The following is a 21,588-nucleotide window of genomic DNA, read 5'->3' on the forward strand; positions in this document are numbered from 1 at the left end:
GTCCTGTACCTGCACAATTCACGCATTCAAAACTTACACTTTTCCAAAGCGGCGATCCCGCTGTTGGTAGGCACTCAGCGCCCGATGAAACTCTGCCCGATCAAAATCTGGCCACAGCGTTTCTGTGATGTAAAGTTCTGAGTAAGCCACCTGCCACAGCAAGAAATTGCTCAGGCGCATTTCACCGCTGGTGCGAATCAGCAAGTCGGGATCACAAATACCGGCAGTGTAGAGATGGCGCTCAAACAGAGCTTCATCAATTTGCTCGGGTTGAATTAAACCTTGCTGCACTTGCACCGCAATGGCTCGGCACGCCTGCAAAATTTCCTGCCGGCCTCCATAATTTGTAGCGACCGTAAACTGAATTCCCTGATTATGGCGAGTCTCATCGACTGACCGCTCAATCTCTGCGTGGAGCGTTCGCGGGAGCGCACTTAAATTTCCCACAAAATGAATCTGAACGTCTTCTTGCATCATTTCTCGTAACTCTTGCCGCAAGACGCGTTCAAACAGGGTCATCAAAAAATTAACCTCTTCTAGAGGCCGGCCCCAATTTTCTGTAGAAAATGCATAAGCAGTCAGCGCTTTAATTCCCCAGTCTCGACAGCAACGCAATAGATCCTTGAGTACATCGACCCCCCGCCGATGGCCCATAATTCGAGGTAGCCCCTGCCGCTTGGCCCAGCGGCCATTCCCATCCATAATCACTGCTACGTGTCTGGGCAGACGTTCTTGGTTAAGGTCAGCAGGTAACTCTTGTAAAACAGTTGGCTTAGCAGTCATTTTTTATCACCAGAAGCCGATGATGGAAGACGCAGAAAACGCGAAACAAGTGCCAATATCCGAGAACTTAGTATTCCCAACCGGCGCAAATTAGGAGCAACTGGTTCGCGCTCAACAGATTGAGAAAATCGAGCCTCTAGCAGTTCTTTCAGTTTACTGCTGGTTAAAGGTCGATTTAGTGTGCCCCTTTCCGCTAAGGAAATTGAGCCGGTTTCTTCAGATACAACGACACACAGGCAATTTTCGACACGTTCTGTAATTCCCATTGCCGCACGATGGCGCGTCCCTAGCTGTCGCGAAGCCGTGCGTTCAGAAAGTGGCAAAATCACGCCGGCTGCAACAATCCGAGAGGCCCGAATTAAAACGGCCCCATCGTGTAACAGTGTGCTTGTCTGAAAAATCGTCTGTAGCAGTTCCTTAGACACTTCTCCATTCAACTTCACTCCGGGCACGGAAAAATCCCGCTCATCAATTGGGCTGCCTGTTTCCAAAATCAACAAAGCACCCGTGCGGTTTTGGGAAAGTTCCTTCACCGCATCTACAATTTCATCAAGTACACTGTCGGTCTTGGGAATGGCTCCCCTCGACGGTTGGAACAGCTGTACAATTTCTCCCCGGCCCAGTTGTTCAAGGAACCGACGGAACTCGGACTGTAAAATTACAGCCATTGTCACCGCCGAGCCAATCACCAACTTTTCCAGGACAAAACTTAACAGCCTCAAATCCAAGCTGTTACTGACCGTTGTCGCCAGCATTAAGATAATTAATCCCCGCACCATCCACAGCGTGCGGCGCTCACCAATAATGACGAGCACCATATAAGTGAGGGCCAGAACCAACCCAATGTCAATAGGGCCTTTCAGCCATTGCGTCCAAAAGTCTATAAGGTGACGCAGCACGGACTGAGTCCAGCTAGGGTCGTGACCGGGACCCAAATTCATTGAACTATTAGCAAAGATTAGCAGATTTGTGCTTGAGACAGGCTCAGCAATGCTGAGTCCTTACAGCTTGATTCTATGCCAGCAGACATCCCTTGTGGCAGTCTTTTAAACCAGAACTTCTCTTCCATCTGATGCCACCTGCCCTTACAGAGAAAATTGTTACAGATGCAACAACCGGCCTGAAAATTAAGCGAGGTTTAACGACAACTAGAATCAGTGAGAAGTCAGAAGTGAGAGGAGGAAAATTTGTTTCTCGCTTCTGTGTTTCCTCAGGGATGCCCCGGCTTGTGGCTTAGCAGCCGGACATTTATTTTGCAAAGCCGATGAGTCTTTCTGGTAGCCGATCTTGACGGAGCAAGTCTTGGTAAGTTTCTCGCTGCAAGATGACGTTGGCTTCCCCCTCTCTGACCAAAACCGCTGCCGGTCGGGGCAGACGATTGTAGTTAGAGGCCATGCTGTAATTGTAAGCGCCGGTGCTCATCACCACCAAGACATCGCCCGGTTCTGCCGGCGGCAGTTGTGCGTTTTTAATCAGGATATCTCCCGATTCGCAGTGTTTGCCGGCCACCGTCACCGTCTCCGTCATGGGTGATCCCATCCGATTAGCGATCGCTGCCCGATAGAGAGATTGATAAGTAATCGGACGGGGATTATCTGACATTCCCCCATCAACTGCCAGATAAGTCCGAATTCCGGGGATCACTTTTTGATTTCCGACTGTATAAGCTGTGATACAAGCCGTTCCAATCAGTGAACGTCCAGGCTCACACAGCAGCTTGGGCAACGGCAACTGCTGAGCTTGGCATTCGCCGGCAATCGCTTCGCAAATTACCTTTGCCCAAGACTCGATGCTAGGGGGATCGTCCGATTCAGTATAGCGAATGCCCAACCCACCGCCGACATTTAATTCTGTCACCGGCAATTTGTACTCACCGGCTTTGACCAGCCATTGCACGAGAACCTTGGCCAAATCCTGATGCGGTTGGAGTTCAAAAATTTGGGAGCCAATGTGAGCGTGAATGCCAATACATGATATAAAAGACTGCTTGCTGACAAAGTTAAAAACTTCATCCACCCCATCGGGATCGAAGCCAAATTTGCTGTCTAAGTGGCCGGTGCGGATGTACTCGTGGGTGTGACACTCAATGCCAGGAGTCAGACGTAACATGATCTGCACCGGCATAAATGAGGCAGTTTGGGTGATTTCCGCCAGGGTGTGCAGTTCCAGCCAGTTATCCACCACAATGATGCAGCCGGTTTCAATGGCCAAGTTCAGTTCTGCGCGGGACTTATTGTTGCCGTGAAAATAAATTTTATCGGGACGAACGCCGGCACCCACGGCTGTGTGCAGTTCACCCCCAGAAACCACATCGATCCCCAAGCCTTCACTGTTGGCAATCGCGCAGACAGCCAAACAACTCCAAGCTTTAGACGCGTATACCACTTGAGATTCACCCGGATAGTAGCGGCTGAAAGCATCCCGGTACTGCCGGCAAGCCGTCCGCAGCGTTTCTTCATCCAAAATGTATAGTGGAGACCCAAAGCGCTCAATCAGCGTTGTCACATCACAGCCACCGATTTCCAAATGGTCTTGACTGTTAACTTTCGCTGTGATCGGCAACAGTTGTTGGTTCGGTGAGCGAGATTCTGAAGCACCAATCGTCTCTGGTAAATATTGATGTGCTGAATTTTCAGCCGCTACAGGGCGAGTAGATAGCATAATCCGATTCTTTATCCTTAGTTGAGTGAGGGAGCAGGTGCATTTCGGCTCTCAGTTGCGATTTCAAACTCCAAACATTTTACGAATTTTTGGCTAATCGAAAATCTTATTCTTGTTTCGAGTTTGACCGAGACAGTACAATTGAGTTTTGTGCGTTCTCAGCCATTTATCACTCGCTTCTGTGAATTTTTTGGAACTGAAACCGCTGACATCAGAGCTTTTGCCGGCAGTGGGAGAACTTGATCGGCTGTGTTTCGGGCAATTGTGGACAATCGATGCCTACCAGCGAGAAATAGACAGTCCTAACAGCGATTTACTGAGTTTATCCTTTGTCATAGATCATGACTCAGCCGCAACAGACAAAGAGCAAAAGACCAAGGGGAATAGACAAATTCTCCTGGGATTAGGTTGTCTGTGGGCAATTTTAGAAGAAGCGCACATCACAATTTTGGCCGTTCATCCTGAATATCGGCATCAGGGGTTTGGACAAGTATTGTTGCTGGGCTTACTGAAATCGGCAGTTAACCGGCATCTGGAATGGGCGACCCTAGAAGTAAGAAGTTCTAATCAACCCGCACTGTCTCTTTACCAAAAATTTGGGTTTCGCGAAGTCGGACGCCGCCGCCGCTACTACCAAGATACTGGCGAAGATGCTTTAATTCTCTGGCTTTCTGGTTTGCAACGCCCTGAATTTACCCAAACTTTAGCCAATTGGCATCAAGAAACTTCCGATCGTCTTTCCCGTAATGACTGGTCTATCAACTATCAGTAAGAAATTAACCTTTAAAGCAAAACCCCTCAAAAGACACTCACCCAAAAGAAGGAAATTTAAAATAAATTGGGCATTTGCCTTCAATCTTTTCAGTTTTGCCGGCTGCGATCCCCCTATATGTTGCAAGTGTGACAGCCGAATAAAATCCCTGTGCTAAAATCAGCGTACGGGCACGCAGCAGGTGATGGGAATAACGCCATGTTTGAACGCTTTACAGAAAAAGCCATAAAGGTGATTATGCTGGCCCAGGAGGAAGCACGTCGCCTGGGACATAACTTCGTGGGCACAGAACAAATCCTTCTGGGTTTGATCGGAGAAGGAACTGGTGTTGCCGCCAAAGTTCTTAAATCAATGGGCGTCAATCTCAAAGATGCTCGAATTGAAGTAGAAAAAATTATCGGCAGAGGTTCCGGCTTCGTCGCAGTTGAAATTCCTTTTACTCCAAGGGCCAAGCGCGTTCTAGAGCTATCTCTAGAAGAAGCTCGCCAACTCGGACATAATTATATTGGCACTGAACACCTGCTTTTAGGTTTAATCCGAGAAGGGGAAGGCGTAGCAGCCAGAGTGCTAGAAAACCTGGGAGTGGATCTGTCAAAAGTCCGGACGCAGGTCATTAGAATGCTGGGAGAGACGGCAGAAGTCACCCCAGGCGCGTCTCAGGGGCGCACCAAAACGCCAACACTTGATGAGTTTGGTTCTAACCTGACCCAAATGGCCGCTGACGGCAAACTTGACCCAGTGGTGGGCCGGCAAAAAGAAATTGAACGGGTGATTCAAATTCTTGGTCGCCGTACTAAGAATAACCCTGTGTTAATCGGGGAACCCGGAGTCGGTAAAACTGCCATCGCTGAAGGTCTGGCTCAGAGGATTGCTAATAACGATATTCCCGACATTCTCGAAGACAAGCGGGTTGTGACCCTAGACATTGGCTTGCTGGTAGCCGGCACAAAGTATCGTGGGGAATTTGAGGAACGCCTCAAGAAAATCATGGATGAGATCCGCTCTGCCGGCAATGTCATCCTGGTAATTGACGAGGTGCATACCCTAATCGGAGCCGGGGCCGCAGAAGGGGCCATCGACGCCGCAAACATTCTTAAGCCGGCATTGGCTAGAGGTGAATTGCAGTGCATTGGGGCAACCACCTTAGATGAATACCGCAAGCACATTGAGCGGGATGCTGCCTTAGAACGCCGCTTCCAGCCGGTGATGGTGGGCGAACCAACCGTTGACGAAACCATTGAAATTCTCTACGGGTTGCGTGATCGCTACGAGCAACACCACAAGCTCAAGATTTCCGACGCTGCCCTAGAAGCAGCCGCCAAGCTCTCTGATCGCTACATTAGTGATCGCTACTTGCCCGATAAAGCGATTGACTTAGTAGATGAAGCCGGTTCAAGAGTGCGGTTAATCAACTCCCAACTGCCCCCGGCGGCCAAGGAACTTGATAAAGAACTGCGGCAAGTTCTGAAAGAGAAAGACGATGCCGTCCGCTCTCAAGACTTTGACCGAGCCGGCGAATTGCGTGATCGCGAAATGGAAATCAAAACAGAAATCCGCGCGATTGCTAACAGCAAAAAGACCGAGTCTCCCAAGAGCGAAGATGCCTCGCCGGTTGTTACCGAAGAAGACATCGCCCAAATTGTTGCCAGTTGGACAGGCGTGCCGGTGAATAAACTCACCGAATCCGAATCCGAGAAACTGCTGCACATGGAAGACACCCTGCACCAGCGTCTCATCGGTCAGGAAGAAGCCGTCAAAGCCGTCTCTCGTGCCATTCGCCGTGCCCGTGTTGGTTTGAAGAACCCCAACCGGCCCATCGCCAGCTTTATCTTCTCCGGCCCTACCGGCGTTGGTAAAACCGAGCTGACCAAAGCCTTGGCTACCTACTTCTTCGGTTCGGAAGAGGCCATGATTCGGCTCGATATGTCGGAATACATGGAACGTCATACCGTCTCCAAACTGATCGGTTCGCCCCCTGGCTATGTTGGTTACAACGAAGGTGGCCAGCTAACCGAAGCTGTACGCCGGCGTCCTTACACCGTGGTGCTGTTTGACGAAATCGAAAAAGCTCACCCCGATGTCTTCAATATGCTATTGCAAATCCTTGAAGACGGACGCCTTACTGATGCTAAAGGCCGCACGGTGGACTTCAAGAACACCTTGCTGATCATGACCTCCAACATCGGTTCTAAGGTGATTGAGAAAGGCGGCGGCGGATTGGGCTTTGAGTTCTCTGAGAATCAATCGGATGCTCAATACACCCGCATTCGCTCTCTGGTTAACGAAGAACTTAAGAACTACTTCCGCCCAGAGTTTCTCAACCGTCTTGATGAAATCATCGTCTTCCGCCAGCTGAATATGGACGAAATCAAGGAAATCGCCGATATCATGCTGGGTGAAGTATTCAAGCGCCTGACTGAGAAAGGCATCACCTTGGAAGTGACCGAACGCTTTAAAGAGCGCTTGGTACAAGAAGGCTATAACCAAAGCTACGGTGCCAGACCCCTGCGCCGCGCGATTATGCGCCTGCTAGAAGACGTTTTGGCAGAGGAAATCCTGTCAGCACGCATCAAAGAAGGCGACACTGCCACCATTGATGTCGATGATGACGGTCAAGTGAAGGTTGTGCTGGGTCAAAAGCGGGAACTGCTTCCCCAAGCCGCTGAAATGTAACATTGCCGGTGGCTGTTTCTTCAGCACTTAGCGATTTGAATCAATAAAAAGCGGTAGAGATGAATCTTCTCTACCGCCTTTTTATATGGGTTGTGGTTGCTTCCAGCTTGTCGCTTGATGGATAGGAGCGCAATTCAGGCTAAAATGCCAGAGCTGCTGGGTGCTGTCTGCAACAAAGGCCGGCCCAAAAAGTTTAGGCACACCTTCACAGAACGGGAGTAACCTTAAGGGAGGACTCGATGGCATTTGATGAAAAAAATTGGGAAACTTCTCCACTTTGGGTGCGAGTGTGGCGCAAGCAGCGCGAAAATATTCAGATTTTAGTCATTGCGTTAGTTTTAGCCTTTTCGATCCGCACGTTTGTGGCAGAACCGCGCTATATCCCGTCAGATTCAATGGTGCCAACTCTGCTAATGGGCGATCGCCTCGTCGTGGAAAAAATTTCTTATCACTTTCGGCCACCAACTACTGGCGATATTATTGTCTTTGCTCCACCCCTAGCGCTGCAAAAAGATGGGTACGACAAAGATCAAGCTTTTATTAAACGAGTGATCGGTGAACCGGGTCAAATCCTTAAGATCCAAGATGGCCAAGTTTACCTGAATGACTCTCCCTTAAAGGAAGACTACATTGCACAACCGCCGGACTATAACTGGGGACCCCAAACGGTTCCTGAGAATGAATTCTTTGTCATGGGAGATAACCGTAATAACAGTAACGACTCTCATATTTGGGGGTTTCTGCCAAAACAAAATATTATTGGCCGTGCTTGGCTTCGCTTTTGGCCTTTCAGCCGGCTTGGTCGAGTTTAATCAGTTGGGTTTATAAACTTAAGCAATGTGAAGGTCAACCTTATAAAGAAACATCCTCAATGAAACATTTGCTTTTTTTTGAGTGGAGAAGTGCGATATGCTCACCTTTAGACATTTAGCTTGAGTGTTGAGAAGTAGGGCTTTCCACACCCGCTCAGTTGAACCAAAACCTGGCACTGCACTAGAATAAGACTAGGAAAATTCAGCTACAGCGGGACTTCCCACCTAGTCATTAAGTCAATTGGGTGGACTTAGCAATGGGATTTTTTGATTCAGACATCGTTCAGCAAGAAGCCAAGCAGTTGTTTGAGGACTATCAAGCTCTCATACAACTGGGAGGTAACTATGGCAAATTTGACCGAGAGGGCAAAAAGCTCTACATCGATCAAATGGAAGTTATGATGGAGCGCTATCGCATTTTTATGAAGCGCTTTGAATTGTCAGAAGACTTCATGGCTCAAATGACAGTAGAGCAGCTGAAGACTCAGCTAAATCAATTTGGCATGACGCCTCAGCAAATGTTTGATCAGATGCACTTTACCTTAGAGCGGATGAAGGCCGAGCTGGAAAAGCAAACCTAAAGATTTTAGATTTTAGATTGGGGCTAAGCGCTTGAACCCAACGACTGTTGGCAGTAAGGTATATCCTCTAATCCAAAATCTAAAATCCCCAATCCAGGTACCTTTAATTTGGGGAGGGTGGCTCAAAGTCGGAAGCAGGTCTGAAGTATTGTACCGGCTCATTTCGGAGTGCTTGCTGCATAAAATCACGCCATACCGGCGCGACAAATCCGCCACCTGTTGATCCTGATACTAAGGGAGTGTAATCATCATTCCCTACCCAAACCGCAACAGACAGCTGCGGCACATATCCGACAAACCAAATATCCCGTTCAGAAGAAGTCGTACCCGTTTTACCCGCTGCCGGTCGTCCAATTTGGGCTGAAGTTGCCGTTCCCTGGGAAATTACCCCTTGCAAGGCACTGTTTACAGAAGCCGATGCCCACGGATCGAGGACTAGCTTGGGCTTCGGCGTATTATCTAGCAACACATTGCCGCTGCTGTCCGTTACTTGAACAATAAAGGTGGTGTCCGAATGCCAGCCATTATTGGCAAAAGTAGCAAACGCACCAGCCATTTCCAGGGGAGTCAAATCCACAGAACCTAGGGGCAAAGAAACCACCGGCTCAATCGGACTTTTAATGCCCAGAATCCGGCAAACCTCAATCACCTTATTTAGCCCTACATCTTGGCCGATCTTGACAGCCGGCACATTAAGTGAGACTTCCAGCGCCCTACGAATGCTGACTGCACCTGAGTAGCCGCCGCCATAGTTTCTGGGGGAATAATACTCATAACCATCTGGATAGCTTACCGGCGAGTCATATACGACGGACTCTGGGCCATATCTGCCGCTGGCAAAAGCCGTGTAGTAAACAAACGGCTTAAATGCCGATCCAGGTTGGCGTTGGGCTTGGACGGCACGGTTGTATTGGCTTTTCCCGTAATCAACGCCCCCCACCATCGCCTTCACAAAGTGAGTACGGGGGTCAACTGCCACCAAAGCCATTTGGTCAGCATAAACTTGGTAGTAAAGCCGGTCGTGCCAGGTGCGTACCGTTTCTTCCGCTATGCGCTGGAGTTTGAGGTCAATCGTGGTTTGAACCCGCATCCCCCCTTTCACAACCGCATCCCGGCCAAAGCGCTTCGTTAACTCTTGTACCACCGCCTGGGTGACATAAGGCACCTTACTACCTGGAAACGAGGTAATCTTCCCGATTCCGAGCGGTTGTTTGCGGGCATCAGCTTCCTCTTCAGCCGTGATCCATTTCAGCTCTTTCATCCGATTCAGGACAACAGCCTGACGCTGTTTGGCCCGCTGATAGCTGACAAAAGGACTGTAATCTTCTGGTGCCTGAACTAGGCCGGCCATCATCGCCGCTTCTGCCAAATTTAACTTAGAAGCAGATTTATTAAAATAACTGCGGGAGGCTGTTTCAACCCCGTATAAGTTGTGACCCCAATAAACCTGATTTAGGTAGAGTTCTAAAATTTGGTCTTTCTTAAAAATTTGCTCTAGACGGATAGCCAGCACAGCTTCAGCGGCTTTGCGGCTGACAGCCTGTTTGGGAGAAAGGAAAAGATTTTTCACCAGCTGCATGGTGATGGTTGAACCGCCTTCAACCGTTTTACCCTCTTCCAAGTTTTTCACAAAAGCACGCAATACCCCGCCTGGGTTAAGACCGTGGTGAGAGTAGAAGTGGCTATCTTCTATCGCTAAAATTGCCCGCTTGAGGTCCGGAGAGATTTTGTTGAGCGGCACCACTTCGCGATTTGCTTCATCATGGATACTGGTCAGCTGGGTGCCATTAATATCGTAGATGTGAGTGGTTTCCGTGGGCGTATAGTTGCGTAAAACTCTCACATCTGGCAGGTTCCGGAAGCTGATCGCCAAGCCAACCAGTCCCCCGGCTACCACGGAACTGGCCAGCATTGTAATACCAAGCAGGGTTCCTGCTGTTACTTTGCTGACACCCTGAACAAAATCAAATACTGGTGCTGGGTTTTTCGGTTGTTCTTGTCTAATTGTGTTAGTTGACACGGCGATTTCACGTCCTCAACGAAAAAGGCTTAATCTGAAAAGCTTGTGTGGGCGAGATGTTCTCCAGAGATTTTAGTTTGAGTTGCACTCCCTACCGGCAGTCAAACCAGGCTTCCCCCTGTTGTAGTAATTTCACCACTGCCACTAGAGCCATCAGGACAGAAAAGGGTGCAGATTAACCTTACTCTATAAATTGAAAAGTGCGTCAAGACACACTCCAAAGTTTTCCAGGCCAGCATGGATATTTCTGCAACTTTTGCATATAGTAATCTGGCTGTTGGACTTTTTAAAGGTTAGGGAGCTGGGGGAAAACTCGTTCTGTTCCCTAATAACTGCTATATCCAAAGGATTTTTATTTCAGTGAGTGTAACCAATCAAGTTGTGGATTTGCAAACTCAGCCTTCAGACAAACCGCACAGCGAAGTGCTTAGCGCTCACTCATCTCCCCAAAGTGGGGGGAGTGAGGGGGGGGCGACTCAAGACGTTTCCTGGCTGCGGCGGGGTGTGAGCGAAATTTTTCCCGATGCGCCAAATTCTGAGAATTCTGACGAAAATCTGATACGCCGGCTTAGCGGTTCCCAGCCTTTGCGGGTGAAGTTCGGGATTGACGCCACCGGCGCTGATATTCATCTGGGTCACAGTATTCCGATGCGTAAGCTTCGAGCTTTCCAAGATGCCGGTCACACTGCGGTGCTAATAATAGGAGATTTTACCGCTAGAATTGGCGATCCGACCGGCAAATCGGAAGTGCGTCAGCAACTCAGTGTTGAGCAAGTCCACCAAAATGCCCAAACTTATCTCAGCCAAGTGCGGCCAATTCTGGATTTTGAAACACCAGGCCGCTTAGAAATTCGTTATAACTCAGAATGGTTGTCTAAGCTGGAGCTGGCCCAAACGATGGATTTGCTAGCCACCATGACTGTTGGCCAAATGCTGGCCAAAGAAGGATTTGCTGAACGCTACGAGAAAGAAAACCCGATTTACATCCATGAATTTCTCTACCCCTTAATGCAAGGCTATGATTCCGTGGCTGTGGAAGCTGACGTAGAACTGGGAGGAAGTGACCAAAAATTTAATATTGCGGTGGGGCGAGACCTGCAACGACATTTTGGCCAAAAGCCTCAATTTGGCTTGCTAATGCCGATTTTGTTGGGAACTGATGGCGTTCAAAAAATGTCCAAGTCCCTCGGCAACTATGTGGCCTTATCCGAAGACCCCTTGACCATGTATTCTAAGCTCGAAAAAATTCCTGATCGGCAGATCGAGCCATATTTTGAGTTATTAACAAATTTACCGCTTAATGAGTTACCAGAAAATCCCCGCGAACGCCAAAAACTTCTCGCCTTGGATATTGTCACTCAGTATCACGGCGCAGAAGCCGCCCAGCAAGCTCAGCAAGCAGCGCTAACCTTAGTTCAAGGAGATGCCAAGCAGGCTGATGCTGTCCCGGAATTCTCGTTAGGGTCGGTGCAGTTTCCGGCAAAACTGTTTTATATCCTCAGTGCCAGTGGGCTGTGCCCAACGGGTAACGATGCCCGCCGGCAGATTCAAGGGGGGGCTGTACGGCTGGATGGTGAGCGCGTTGAAGATATTGACCGGGCCTTCGAGCAGCAGGCTGAGCTGTATGGTAAGGTTTTGCAAGTTGGGAAAAAGAAGTTTGTGCGGTTAGTTCCGTAATCGGGCATAGGGCATAGCGCAAGGCTTCGCCAACCTAAAGGTAGGGGCATTGGTCTTATCCATAAGCTCTACAGTTGCAGCCATGCCCCAAGCCCGAAATGTAGCAGTAAAAAGTCAAATGGTATCAGTATCAGACCGTATTATTGTTCCGTTAGATGTGCCGGCAGAGGAGGCGGCGATAGCGCTGGTTGACTCGCTGCCTTTAGTATCTTTTTGGAAAGTTGGGCTAGAGCTTTTTGTCAGCGCCGGCCCTAGTATTTTGTCTAAGTTAAAAGACCGACAAAAGCGGATTTTTCTTGATTTAAAGTTTCACGACATCCCAAATACAGTTGCCGGTGCTTGTCGGGCGGCAGGGAGTTATGGGGTGGATTTACTGACAGTTCACGCCAGTGCCGGTCGTCAGGCGCTAAAGGCGGCGCAAGCGGCTGTAGAGGAAGGTGCCGCTGCAACGGGGCAGCAACCGGCTAATGTCATTGCAATTACTCTGCTAACGAGTCTGTCGTCGCGGGATTTGGCGTTCGATTTAAAAGTGCCTTTGGAATTGCCAGAGTATGCTTTGCAGATGGCGATTTTAGCCCAAGAAAGTGGTCTAGCCGGCGCGGTTTGCTCACCCCAAGAAGTGGAAAATCTCAGGCAAGTTTGTGGGGATGATTTTCTATTAGTTTGTCCGGGGGTTCGTCCTGTTTGGGCAGAGGCGGGCGATCAGCGGCGATCAATGACGCCAAAGGATGCTGTGGCTGCCGGTGCCGATTATCTCGTGATCGGGCGTCCGATTACTGCCTCTGTTGATCCGGCTGCTGCTTTTGAGCGAATTTGTGAAGAAATTTCGGCGATTGTGTAACCGGCTGCCGGTGGAAAAGATAATTGCTAGAAAGCAAAATGCTAAAGGGAAGAGAAAGATGTCCTTTCTTTTGCCTTTTTATTGTTTACTGTTTACTTGTAATCTCCAATCAACCTTTGCCGCCGAATTCATCAGCAAAAAGCCACAAACTCCGTCTGCAAATTCCAATCTTGTTTGCCCAACTGAGTTGGAACCACTAGTTGAGCAAATGTTGATAGATTTACCGAGTTATGCAAATCGCGTGATTCAGCGATCTCGCAGCGTGGGAGTGACAGAGGGGCTGAGTTATGTGATTATAGCGGGAATTCCAGAGTATGAACCTTTACCGCTTGGCCCCGGACGTTCTCCTAAAAGCGCTTCCTCAGATATGGGTGAGCCGGTAGAGCAATCTTCTGATGAACCCCGCCAAGTTTTTATTAGTACCCTTGAGCGGAATTATGCCACCGGCACGTTGGTGGAATTACAGCATTATCACTGGCTGTTTTTGACAAGAACTGCGAGTGGTTGGCGCTTGGCGATGATGTTTTCCCGACTGGGTACTTATCCGGCAGGAAAACCGCCCCTACCGCCACGAGATAGCAGTACCGGCGTTATTGCTCAGGCTGTTAATACTTGGTTGCGGGACTGCCGTGCCGGTGTCATCCGATAACTGATTGTAGCGGCTAATCGCGCGAGTAAGCGGGGGCAAGCGGGCAAGGGGGAAAAAGAACGACAGATCTTCCTAACTTTATGCCGGCCCGTAACTAAAAAACCCTATTTTTACTCGAATTCGGTTTGATAAAGGATTGTGAAGAGAGCTTTTACAAAAGAAGTCAATTTTTAATTGTAATTACTTACTCATATTATACCTTAAATTATAATTTAAATCTTAACCATTGGAAAAACTCTATGGTATGCATTATTTTTTAGAGGGGTTCATCCAGAACTTCATCATACTTATGGAATACTCCTGCTGATTTTAAAGATTGAGTAAAAATCCCTGTAAACCCTGGTAGAGCAAGCGTGTCGGGGACTAGGATAGTCGTGTGTAAATCAGCGAGATATATTTTACAGATATAGGCGAAGGCTTGAGTCGGGTATTAGAGATTTAAGGAATTGCTTAGGAACGGGACACCTCCCAAATATGGCTTTGATCTATTTACACACCGGCTGCAACAGCAATTATGTAGGGGGGAACTTATATGAACTTTCATTCCACATTAAAAGGTATTTACTTAGCGATAGGTTTAGTTGTTGCTGCTTGCACGACTGCTCAAGCGGCAAGTTTTACAACGAACTTTACGGCAGTTGATGGAGCAGAAGGTAATATTTGGCTAAATTCTATTACACAAAATCAAGCTACGATTGATCGGTTTTTACTGGTTAACAATGCAAAAATTCTTTTGAATACACCGATCACAAATAAGCAATCAGGCGATACGAGCAACCCAGAAACAGCCGGCACCAACAATAACACGGGTGGAGCAAGCACAGATAAAGGTGATAAAGCGAGTGCGCTGATGCCGACATCTGGACTAAATGATCCAACCGGCGCAGAAATTGCAGCTTACTTAGGAAACCTCAATCTCAACAATATTATTGATACTGAGGAACAAGGTGCGATTAGTATGAACCTGTTCTTTAATAAAACTGTTCGTGCGGATAAATCGGGGTTGGATAACCTGTTTTTCTGGGAAAGAGGAAGGAATAGCGATTTAGGTGTTCAGGCGATTGATGCATCGGGCAAGTTGATCGGGAATTTTGTCAAGCTCAATCGGGCAGATCAAACGCTGGCAGACTATAGCATTGATACATTAGAAATTAATGCAGCTCATATTGTCGGAAGTTGGGGGCTAAGCTTGCAGCAGCTTGGGGTGACTTCTTTGAATGGGATTCGGGTGACAGCAGATAGCAGTTATAATGGGCCGGATTTTAAATTAGTCGCTAGACAAGTTCCTGAACCGGCTTCTATGGTTGGTTTAGGTGCGGTTGCCGGGATGATGCTGATTTCTCGTCGGCGTCAGGTGAGTAAGCACAGCTAATTGATGGGCATGAGGCGGGGAGGATTTGGGGATTGGGGGTTTGGAAGGCACTAAATAGCAGAAAATGCCAAAAGAGTGCCGGCAACAAGAAAATCTAAACGGATGAATTGTGGATTTCATCCAACTTGGCACGCACTGCTTGGATATCTTGCCACATCAGCCATTTGGGACTGCCTTGTTCACGCGCAGGATTTCGCAGCAGATAAGCCGGGTGAAAAATAGGCATACACAGTCGCGACTCCCATTCGATCCATGTGCCGCGAATTTTGGTAATTCCTCGCTTATCGCCGGTTACTCCTTTGACAGCAGTTGCGCCGGTGAGCAGAATAATTTTTGGGTTAACTAGGCGAATTTGTTCGAGCAGGTAAGGTTTGCACGCAGCAATTTCTGCCGGCGTAGGGACACGGTTATCCGGAGGCCGGCATTTTACCATATTGCAAATATAAATATCTCGTTCTGTCTCTAAGCCCACAGAGGCAAGTATTTTATCTAACAATTGACCGGATTTTCCCACAAAAGGCAAGCCGGTTTCGTCTTCGTTTTGCCCTGGTGCTTCTCCGATAATCATAATCGGCGCTTGCAAATTGCCACGTCCAACGACTGCATGGGTACGAGTCTTTCCTAAATCGCAGCGATAACACTCATTGCAGTGTTTCGCCAGGGGTGCCATTGTTTGATAAGTGCCTGGAGAAATGGGGATTTTGGCGCTTGTGGGAATTAAGTCTTGCTGGAAAAACCCAGACGCACCGGCTTCGCCATCGCGTGATAGATCGAACAGGTTGAGCTGGTCTTCGTTGGACATAGCGCTGGAGAATTTTACTTTTAGACTCTAAATTTTAGATGAATTAGGATGCTAGAGCATCTGCCGGTCGAAGTGCAGGGCGAAAATCAGCGAATATAGAGGCAAGAGTTACCGTGTGGCTGGAGGGATCAATGTCACCTTCCCCATTGTTTTGCGATCGTGTTGATGCCGGCGAAAAGCTGGCGCAGCTGGTTGTTTCTGAATTTAATCGTGCTGAAATAGGGTCTAAAACGATTGTTTACGCCCTACCGAGAGGCGGGTTGCCGGTGGCTGCGCCGATAGCGCGTCTCCTCAAGTGCCCGTTAGATGTTATTTTGGCCAAAAAAATTACCCTGCCAGAAAATCCAGAACTGGCCATCGGGGCTGTCACAGCAGATGGCCATGTACTTTGGTCGGCCCAACGTGGCATCCGCCGGCTAGACTTTAAGCTGCGAGAAACTGCGCTGCTTCAGGCTCAAACAAAAGCCCAAGATCAGCTGGCCGATCTCGCCCCTGCACAGCCTGGGGTGAGTGCTCAGGGGGCAATTGCAATTTTAGTTGACGACGGCATTGCCACCGGCATGACGATGGCAACAGCAGCTCAAGCTTTGAGAGCACAGCAGCCGGCAGCGATTTGGATCTGTGCGCCGGTAGCGCCACCAGATTTACTGGAATCTCTGCATGAATGGGGAGATCACGTCATCTTACTGGCTACACCTCAGCCGTTTCTGAGTGTCAGCCGATTTTACGTCGAGTTTCCCCAAGTTGAAATGGCAGAAGCCTTGATCTGCCTGCAACAGCACCACGCTTGGCTGTCAGATCCATAAACGTTAAGGGCAAAGCGTTTGCTGCAATCAGTGATAAATCGTACTAAAGATTGATTACCTAAATGCTTTGTCCCTCCATAATTGGGAGGCTCCCATAAGGAAGCTAGAATGATGACTAAAAAAGTGGTTTGTCTGGCGGGCTTTCCAGATTACCCAATTTTTCAATGCTGTTAGCTGATAATTGATCAATGAGACTGTGGCAATTTTGGTGTCAGACTTTAATTTTATCGAGCCAACAAAATCCACCTCGGTTTGTTGAGATGGTGATGTTAATGTTGGCAATGGCTCTACTTTTGTTCTGGGGTCTGACTGATAGCTGGCCATTCCTGGTGTTGAGTTTGAGCTATGTAGCCGGCTCATCTGTTTCAATTTTAATTAGGCAGACAGTTACGCCTTCCACCTATCCCCAAGTAGTTCAATGGACAGCACTTCTCTTGTTAATTATGAGCCTGTATAGTATTGCTGACTTAGCCGGCCACTTGTAATTACCTAGCCCTTCACTTTTGCTGAATAGGGCTTGTCATTGAAATGTTGCACGTAGGCGACGAAATTTGTGTAAAACTAAATTGCAAATTTAAAAAGTTTTTTTATACCACTCATGCTTGATCAAACTCTACCGGCAGTTCTTTTAAAGATTTTAGAAAATAACTCCGAACCGGAGGCCGTTTTTTCCGCTTTAATGCCGGCTTTAGGCGAAGTCTTGCAAAGTGATCGTTGCTTTCTTTATCTGCGCGATCCCCATACACGTCTTGGCAAAGTTTCTTACTGCTGGTGCCGCACTCCAGAATTTCCAGAAATCTTCGATGCTGATTGGAAACCCGAACCCGAATCTTTAGCCAAAGAAGATCCGCTGTTTGCAGCAGCGTTGCGAACCGAACCGTCAATTTTTGTTGAGGATGTGGAAACCGCAAATCCAAAAATTGTTAATAAAGCTTTTGAACACAAAACCTTTGGACACAAAGCGTTAATTCATGCTCACTTATGCTTTGACAATCAGTTGTGGGGAATTTTACAACCTTGTGTATTTAATCAGCCAAGAATCTGGAATGATTTTGACCGATTTGTGATTTCCCATGTAACCGAAAAGATTACACCGCTGGCTGTTGCTTATATGAAGGCGGTGAAAATTTGAGCCAGAAAACGTATTTTAAATAGGTGAAGATTTTCCAGATTCGTGAAGAATTAAACGATTTCCAATAGGATCGTACGCGTAGATTTCTCTGCCGTGGGAAGCCGTTAAAATATCACCTGCCGGCGGATATCCCAAAGCGGACAAATGAGAAATTGCCGATTCTAAGTCATTAACTTCTAGACACAAACTCAAGCAGCCTTTAGAAGTATTGACAAATTCTGACAAGTGGGATTCTTTTGGTTGAAAAATCCCCAATCGCAATCCGGGAAGTTGAAACTCGCCATAGACATTCGGAATATAGGGGTCTGGTGCTTGAGCGAGTAATTGCCGGTAAAATTGCACCAACTTTTCTGAATTAGGAGCGGCGAGGGTGACAAGCGCACCCTGACATTGAAAACCCATCGGCTAATGCGGATTTCGCTGAGAAATTGCGTGTCTAAATTGTCCTTTGTGCTTTGTCATTTGCCTTTGTGACGGACAAATAACAAAGTACAAAAACAATCTAACTTTTAAAGTTTAAACTCGCTAGAACCATTAGAGGGAGCCTCTACGGTGCTTTTAGCTTGAGCGCGCTGCTCCCGTTTTTTCCGATCGGCGCTAAGGACATCCGCGAGGACAATCCGTGCCTGGGCCATTTTTTCCAAATTACTGCGGTACAGTTCTAAGTCTTTCTGTAATTTGTCTGCCGGCAGATGGAGGGCTTCACAGATTTTTTGCTGTGCCTCAACCCGCTGTTTGTCGTCTTTGACTAGATCTGGGCTAGCCAGTTCTAGGAGGGTGAATAACCCAATGGCAAATAGACGGCTGTACTTAAAGTGGGAATTGTGGGCAATCCCTAGCAGATGCTCTTGTAAGTCACCTGCTTCTGCCGGCAGCGAGGATTGGCTCAGCCAAGCCACTAATTCGCTTGGCGACAGCCGAGAAACGAATTCCTGTAAGCGCTGGCCGTCGTGTTGATATCTCTGCGGATCGTCTTCTAAGGCTTGACAGATCGCATTAAAAATGGAGGGTTTGTCTTGTTCGGGTATGTACCCTTGCATGAACCGCTCAAAGGAGGAAACAACGCCTAGGGCGTAGATGGGATCATAGCGAAAGTCTACATTGACGGAAAGCAAATGCATTTCCACCATGAGTTCTTCAACCACCCGCCGATAAATTGAGTTGATCGGACGGGTGTGAAGATTGTAGAAAGATCGCTTGGTATCTGAAACAGTGCGAACGTTATTCACAGACAAACTTAAAGGGCAACTTAACTTTATTGTCTCGCGCTTGTGACACGTTTGCCAAGGCAGGCTGTACCAATGTGGGATGCCGATCCCTTATTGCTGGTGGTTGTAGGGCAATATGGCAGCCAGAACAAATGATTGAATGCAATATTGCTATTACATTCGCCTTGGTATAATTCGTGCTGAATGGTGGCTAATGGCTGCCATGCGATGTTCGGTAATTTCATCCCGCCTATGACATTCTCTCCCGAACTTACCGCCCTGGCGCGTTATCTTGCTGGTGAATTTGACAATCAAGCTCAAGCATTTGCGGAACCGGCTTGGTATGTCCACCTGCGCCTGTGGCAGCGGCCGGTGCCGGCGAACTTATTTTCCGAAGATAGTATTACTTTATTTGCAGAACAAGCGAATATTGTGAGCTTGGATCAGCCCTATCGCCAGCGTGTGATGGAGTTGCAGTCTGTGGGGAGCGGTTCCCAGACCCAACTACAGGTGCGGTACTATATGCTCAAAGACCGTACTGCTTTTCAAGGGTGCGGTCGCAACCGGGATTTATTGAGCCGGCTGACCCCGGCAGAACTTGAATTTCTTCCTGGCTGCACGCTAACTGTCACGCAACAGTCTCTTGCTGCCGGTGGTTATCACTTTGGCGCATCTTTGCCGGCAGACGCCCGCTGCTGCTTTACCTATCAAGGAGAAACTCGCCAAGTATCCCTCGGTTTTGAGGCGACACCGACGCAATTTCTTACCTACGACAAAGGAATCGATCCAGCGACGGGCAAGGCTTTATGGGGGGCAATTCTTGGCCCCTTTCGTTTTACTAAATCCCAAGATTTTTCAGATGAACTACCCCTTTAAGGAAGGGTTGCCGGCTCACGGCTTGCCGGCGCATCTGAATGGCTCACTTAATTAAATGCACCCCTGTAGGCACACAAGCCAAAAGCTCCACTCAGGCGAGTGAAGACAAATTTACGGATGTTAAGTTAAGTCGCTCAGTAGCTGTCAAGAGTTAACTCGCTACGGAATTACGAGGCACTCCTTCCAGTGCGTCTTCTTCCGTTTCAAAAATTTCAAAGACAGAATCCATCATGGTGACTTCAAATACCAGTTTGGCCTCTGGATGGACATTACAAATCCGGAAACTGCCTTTGACTTTGTCGGCATCGCGCATACCGGCCACCAGTGAGGTTAAACCAGAACTATCAATGAAATTTACTTGACCCAAATTCACAACTATATGGCGGCTGAGTTTTGAAATACACTCTTGCAACTTTAAACGGAATTGCCAGGCCGTCGTGATGTCTAAGCGCCCTGTGGGTGCCAAGACAATGACTGTTGTGCCGTCCTGGGTCGTGTGTGTTTTTTGCTCTATATGAATCACGGCCCTTCCCCTCGAAACTATAGATTGTCGGGTCGATCTTGACAAAGATCGGTATTCGTGCTCAAACGTTTTAACGGGAGACAGAATCCGCCTTAATTAAAGCTTGTCTTGGCTTTTGTTCGAGCTTAATCGCCAATGCTAACCCTAAAGTTTATCTGCAATGGCTTCTGTTGTAGCTTAGCTTATTTTCGACCGGCAACAAATAGTTAGGAAAAGAAACGCGACTGGGCGGTAAATCGCCCAGCTCATAAATTCTCTAACTATTCAAAGCATCTGGCGTCCAGTTCGCCCAGTCTTGCGGCTTTAAGAAAATTTCATAGAGTTCGGCTTCCGGAGTCTTAGGTTCGGGTTGATAGCCATATTCCCAACGCACCAAAGGCGGCAAAGACATGAGAATTGATTCGGTGCGTCCATTGGTTTGTAAGCCAAAGATAGTGCCCCGGTCGTAGACGAGGTTAAATTCAACATATCGTCCCCGTCGATACAGCTGGAAATTGCGTTCGCGATCTCCATATTCCTTCGACCGCCGCCGTTCCACAATCGGCGTATAAGCAGGTAAAAAGGCCCGACCACAAGATTGCACAAAACCAAACAAGTCTTCCCAACTGCGTTGAGTCGGCATCCCGATGTGATTGCTGTACTCGGCTGCTGGGCCATTCGCATCAGGGCCACGATACAGATGTCCTTGGCCATCTTGGTAGTCAAAAAAGATGCCGCCAACGCCCCGCATTTCCTGCCGATGCTTTAAATAGAAATATTCATCACACCAGCGCTTAAACACCGGGTAATACTCCCCGTGATGCGCGTCGCAAGCTTGCTTAAACGTGTTGTGGAAATGGGCTGCATCTTCTGCAAAAGGATAGTAGGGCGTCAAATCTGCCCCACCGCCAAACCACCACACCGGGCCAGCCTCAAAGTAGCGATAGTTGAGGTGTACGGTCGGGATGTAGGGACTGCGCGGATGCAAAACCATTGAGGTGCCGGTGGCGTAGAACGGGTGACCGGCTGCCTCTGGGCGTTGCGCCAAAATCGAAGGCGGCAGATGAGAACCCCAAACTTCAGAAAAATTAACACCGCCCTGTTCAAAAACTGCCCCCTCGCGCATAACGCGAGAACGACCGCCGCCGCCTTCTGGGCGTTCCCACGAATCCTCTTGAAACGTGCCGGTGCCATCCACCTGTTCCAAACCCTGACAGATTTCATCTTGTAGCTGTTTCATAAACTGGCTGATTCGGGATTGGGAATCAGCAGGGGGCAAAAATTGGGATGCGGTAGCCTCGGAGGGGGAAAAAGCAGTCATAAATTTCAATGCTAATGTCGTTTCGCGAATTCAAGATAGTGAGAGCGGCCAATCATCTCAATCGTTAGACTGTTTAGCTCGCTCACGCAAGCAATCAAGC

At 48.2% G+C, this 21,588-nt stretch carries 21 protein-coding genes; 12 read left to right on the forward strand and 9 right to left on the reverse strand.

The features are described 5' to 3' along the window. Nucleotides 1-33 precede the first annotated feature (33 nt). The 3 genes from H6F56_RS15375 to lysA all read right to left on the reverse strand — a co-directional run bounded on the left by H6F56_RS15375 (nucleotide 34) and on the right by lysA (nucleotide 3,444). Nucleotides 34-783: an isoprenyl transferase gene (locus tag H6F56_RS15375; protein WP_190669647.1), complete on the reverse strand. Its 750-nt coding sequence runs from the start codon at nucleotides 781-783 to the stop codon at nucleotides 34-36. Continuing rightward, nucleotides 780-1,724 carry a diadenylate cyclase CdaA gene (gene cdaA, locus H6F56_RS15380; RefSeq protein WP_190669649.1) on the reverse strand — a complete coding sequence of 315 codons (945 nt, stop codon included), beginning with the start codon at nucleotides 1,722-1,724 and terminating at the stop codon, nucleotides 780-782. The genes H6F56_RS15375 and cdaA overlap by 4 nt, the downstream gene beginning before the upstream one ends. Before the next feature lie 307 nt (nucleotides 1,725-2,031). Then, nucleotides 2,032-3,444: a diaminopimelate decarboxylase gene (gene lysA, locus H6F56_RS15385; RefSeq protein WP_190669652.1), complete on the reverse strand. Its 1,413-nt coding sequence runs from the start codon at nucleotides 3,442-3,444 to the stop codon at nucleotides 2,032-2,034. Nucleotides 3,445-3,625: 181 nt separating this feature from the next. Here lysA and rimI point away from each other — a divergent pair, with 181 nt between their 5' ends. The 4 genes from rimI to H6F56_RS15405 all read left to right on the forward strand — a co-directional run bounded on the left by rimI (nucleotide 3,626) and on the right by H6F56_RS15405 (nucleotide 8,282). Next, nucleotides 3,626-4,216, forward strand: coding sequence for a ribosomal protein S18-alanine N-acetyltransferase (rimI, locus tag H6F56_RS15390; protein WP_190669654.1), 591 nt, complete (start codon nucleotides 3,626-3,628; stop codon nucleotides 4,214-4,216). Nucleotides 4,217-4,414: 198 nt separating this feature from the next. Further along, a complete protein-coding gene (locus tag H6F56_RS15395; RefSeq protein WP_190669930.1) occupies nucleotides 4,415-6,889 on the forward strand; it encodes an ATP-dependent Clp protease ATP-binding subunit in 2,475 nt (824 codons plus the stop codon). Nucleotides 6,890-7,128: 239 nt separating this feature from the next. Next, complete coding sequence (gene lepB / locus H6F56_RS15400; RefSeq protein ID WP_190669656.1) at nucleotides 7,129-7,701, forward strand: signal peptidase I; 573 nt, start codon at nucleotides 7,129-7,131, stop codon at nucleotides 7,699-7,701. A 257-nt stretch (nucleotides 7,702-7,958) separates the two neighbouring features. After that, nucleotides 7,959-8,282, forward strand: coding sequence for a DUF1825 family protein (locus tag H6F56_RS15405; RefSeq protein ID WP_190669657.1), 324 nt, complete (start codon nucleotides 7,959-7,961; stop codon nucleotides 8,280-8,282). A gap of 103 nt (nucleotides 8,283-8,385) precedes the next feature. Here H6F56_RS15405 and H6F56_RS15410 read toward each other — a convergent pair whose 3' ends face one another. Beyond that, a complete protein-coding gene (locus H6F56_RS15410) occupies nucleotides 8,386-10,302 on the reverse strand; it encodes a transglycosylase domain-containing protein (protein ID WP_190669659.1) in 1,917 nt (638 codons plus the stop codon). Between the two features lie 492 nt (nucleotides 10,303-10,794). Here H6F56_RS15410 and tyrS point away from each other — a divergent pair, with 492 nt between their 5' ends. The 4 genes from tyrS to H6F56_RS15430 all read left to right on the forward strand — a co-directional run bounded on the left by tyrS (nucleotide 10,795) and on the right by H6F56_RS15430 (nucleotide 14,841). Further along, nucleotides 10,795-11,979 (forward strand): tyrosine--tRNA ligase, encoded by a 1,185-nt coding sequence (gene tyrS / locus H6F56_RS15415; protein ID WP_242032039.1) that lies wholly within the window; start codon nucleotides 10,795-10,797, stop codon nucleotides 11,977-11,979. A 118-nt stretch (nucleotides 11,980-12,097) separates the two neighbouring features. Beyond that, nucleotides 12,098-12,820, forward strand: coding sequence for an orotidine-5'-phosphate decarboxylase (pyrF, locus tag H6F56_RS15420; RefSeq protein ID WP_190669934.1), 723 nt, complete (start codon nucleotides 12,098-12,100; stop codon nucleotides 12,818-12,820). 187 nt (nucleotides 12,821-13,007) lie between these two features. Next, nucleotides 13,008-13,469: a hypothetical protein gene (locus H6F56_RS15425; RefSeq protein ID WP_190669661.1), complete on the forward strand. Its 462-nt coding sequence runs from the start codon at nucleotides 13,008-13,010 to the stop codon at nucleotides 13,467-13,469. A gap of 532 nt (nucleotides 13,470-14,001) precedes the next feature. After that, on the forward strand, nucleotides 14,002-14,841 hold the full coding sequence (locus H6F56_RS15430) for an exosortase-dependent surface protein XDP2 (protein WP_190669663.1): 840 nt from the start codon (nucleotides 14,002-14,004) through the stop codon (nucleotides 14,839-14,841). A gap of 94 nt (nucleotides 14,842-14,935) precedes the next feature. On the opposite strand, the gene H6F56_RS15435 is transcribed toward H6F56_RS15430, so the two are convergent. Beyond that, nucleotides 14,936-15,643 carry a uracil-DNA glycosylase gene (locus tag H6F56_RS15435; RefSeq protein WP_190669665.1) on the reverse strand — a complete coding sequence of 236 codons (708 nt, stop codon included), beginning with the start codon at nucleotides 15,641-15,643 and terminating at the stop codon, nucleotides 14,936-14,938. 131 nt (nucleotides 15,644-15,774) lie between these two features. Between H6F56_RS15435 and H6F56_RS15440 the strand changes: the two genes are divergently transcribed. From H6F56_RS15440 to H6F56_RS15450, 3 genes are all read left to right on the forward strand, one after another. After that, the gene (locus H6F56_RS15440; protein WP_190669667.1) at nucleotides 15,775-16,449 is read left to right on the forward strand and encodes a phosphoribosyltransferase; all 675 of its coding nucleotides are present in this window, start codon (nucleotides 15,775-15,777) and stop codon (nucleotides 16,447-16,449) included. A gap of 188 nt (nucleotides 16,450-16,637) precedes the next feature. Continuing rightward, a complete protein-coding gene (locus H6F56_RS15445; RefSeq protein WP_190669669.1) occupies nucleotides 16,638-16,934 on the forward strand; it encodes a hypothetical protein in 297 nt (98 codons plus the stop codon). 113 nt (nucleotides 16,935-17,047) lie between these two features. Further along, on the forward strand, nucleotides 17,048-17,581 hold the full coding sequence (locus H6F56_RS15450; protein WP_190669671.1) for a GAF domain-containing protein: 534 nt from the start codon (nucleotides 17,048-17,050) through the stop codon (nucleotides 17,579-17,581). Nucleotides 17,582-17,596: 15 nt separating this feature from the next. Here the strand turns inward: H6F56_RS15450 and H6F56_RS15455 are convergent, their stop codons facing one another. Next, nucleotides 17,597-17,983, reverse strand: a complete 387-nt coding sequence (locus H6F56_RS15455; protein WP_190669673.1) for a VOC family protein — start codon at nucleotides 17,981-17,983, stop codon at nucleotides 17,597-17,599. 107 nt (nucleotides 17,984-18,090) lie between these two features. Beyond that, on the reverse strand, nucleotides 18,091-18,810 hold the full coding sequence (gene psb29 / locus H6F56_RS15460; RefSeq protein ID WP_190669674.1) for a photosystem II biogenesis protein Psp29: 720 nt from the start codon (nucleotides 18,808-18,810) through the stop codon (nucleotides 18,091-18,093). A gap of 231 nt (nucleotides 18,811-19,041) precedes the next feature. Here psb29 and H6F56_RS15465 point away from each other — a divergent pair, with 231 nt between their 5' ends. After that, nucleotides 19,042-19,665: a chromophore lyase CpcT/CpeT gene (locus tag H6F56_RS15465; protein ID WP_190669676.1), complete on the forward strand. Its 624-nt coding sequence runs from the start codon at nucleotides 19,042-19,044 to the stop codon at nucleotides 19,663-19,665. 151 nt (nucleotides 19,666-19,816) lie between these two features. On the opposite strand, the gene H6F56_RS15470 is transcribed toward H6F56_RS15465, so the two are convergent. Beyond that, entirely contained in the window at nucleotides 19,817-20,188 is a 372-nt protein-coding gene (locus H6F56_RS15470; RefSeq protein WP_190669678.1) for an STAS domain-containing protein, read from the reverse strand. A 256-nt stretch (nucleotides 20,189-20,444) separates the two neighbouring features. Further along, nucleotides 20,445-21,488, reverse strand: coding sequence for an oxygen-dependent coproporphyrinogen oxidase (gene hemF, locus H6F56_RS15475; protein WP_190669680.1), 1,044 nt, complete (start codon nucleotides 21,486-21,488; stop codon nucleotides 20,445-20,447). Nucleotides 21,489-21,588 lie beyond the last annotated feature (100 nt).

The organism is Microcoleus sp. FACHB-672, assembly GCF_014695725.1.
Classification (GTDB): Bacteria; Cyanobacteriota; Cyanobacteriia; order Cyanobacteriales; family Oscillatoriaceae; genus FACHB-68.